The organism is Streptomyces sp. NPDC017936 (assembly GCF_044328485.1).
Lineage (GTDB): Bacteria > Actinomycetota > Actinomycetes > Streptomycetales > Streptomycetaceae > Streptomyces.
The window spans coordinates 1-1,420 of record NZ_JBIRHK010000043.1; the positions used below are offsets into that span (position 1 = coordinate 1).

General features: G+C 71.1%; 1 protein-coding gene. It reads left to right on the forward strand.

Annotated features, from left to right (window positions below; translation table 11 throughout):
• The coding region (locus ACH4F6_RS39960; protein WP_397965597.1) for a beta-ketoacyl synthase N-terminal-like domain-containing protein at positions 1 to 1,420 on the forward strand (1,420 nt) is incomplete at both ends.

Sequence of the window (1,420 nt, forward strand, 5' to 3'; positions counted from 1 at the left end):
GCCGGCTGGCGGCAGCCGACCGGGCCCGACTCGCGCGTCTCGGCATCGCGCCGCTGGCCACGGACGACGCCCTGGCCCTGTTCGACGCGGCACTGGCGAACGAGGCCCCGGCCGTGGTCGCCGCCCGTTTCGACCCGGCCGCCCTGCGCACCGCCGCCACCGACCGACAACTGCCCGAGGTGCTCTCGGGTCTGGTGAAGGTGCGTGTGCGGCGGGGCACCACGGGCGGGGGTGACGGGTTCGCGGAGCGGTTGCGGGGTCTGGAGGGTGAGGAGCGACGGCGGTTGGTGGCCGGTGAGGTGCGCCGGCAGGTGGCCGGGGTGCTCGGGCACGCGGACGCGGACGCGGTGCCGGTGGAGCGGGCGTTCTCCGAACTGGGCTTCGACTCGCTCATGGGGGTGGAACTGCGCAACCGGCTGGGTGCTGCGGTCGGCCGTAGGCTGCCGGCTTCCCTGGTCTTCGACCAGCCGACCGTCCGCGATCTGACCGAGTACCTGATCGCCGAGCTCACGGGTGACGCCGATGTGTCCGTCGGTGTGGCCGGTGGGGTGGTCGCGGTGGACGAGCCGTTGGCGATCGTGGGGATGGCCTGCCGGTTCCCGGGTGGTGTGGGGGGTCCGGAGGATCTGTGGCGGCTGGTGGTCGAGGGCCGTGATGTGGTCGAGGGTTTCCCGGTGGACCGGGGGTGGGATCTGGAGGGGTTGTTCCATCCGGATCCGGAGCATGCGGGGACGTCGTATGCCCGTGAGGGGGGTTTCCTTCGGGGGGCGGCGGGGTTCGATGCGGAGTTCTTCGGGATCAGTCCGCGTGAGGCGTTGGCGATGGATCCGCAGCAGCGGTTGCTGTTGGAGACGGCGTGGGAGGCGTTGGAGCACGCCCGTATCAACCCGCACGGCCTGCAGGGCAGCCGCACCGGCGTGTTCACCGGCGTCATGTACAACGACTACGCCACCCGAGTGACCAAACCACCGACGGGACTTGAGGGCTACTTGGCCAACGGCAGTTCCAGCAGCGTGGCTTCGGGTCGGTTGGCGTATGTGTTCGGGTTCGAGGGCCCGGCGGTGAGTGTGGACACGGCGTGTTCGTCGTCGATGGTTGCCTTGCATCTGGCGGGTCAGGCGCTGCGGCTGGGCGAGTGCGACCTGGCGCTGGCGGGTGGCGTGACGGTGATGTCGACGCCGTCGACGTTCGTGGAGTTCAGCCGCCAGCGCGGACTCTCCCCCGACGGCCGCTGCCGCGCCTTCTCCGCAGACGCGGACGGCACCGGGTTCTCCGAGGGCGTCGGTCTGCTGGTGGTGGAACGGTTGTCGGACGCGATACGCCGAGGTCACCGTGTGTGGGCGGTCGTGCGGGGCAGCGCGGTGAACCAGGACGGAGCGTCCAACGGCCTGACCGCGCCGAACGGTCCGTCGCAGCAGCG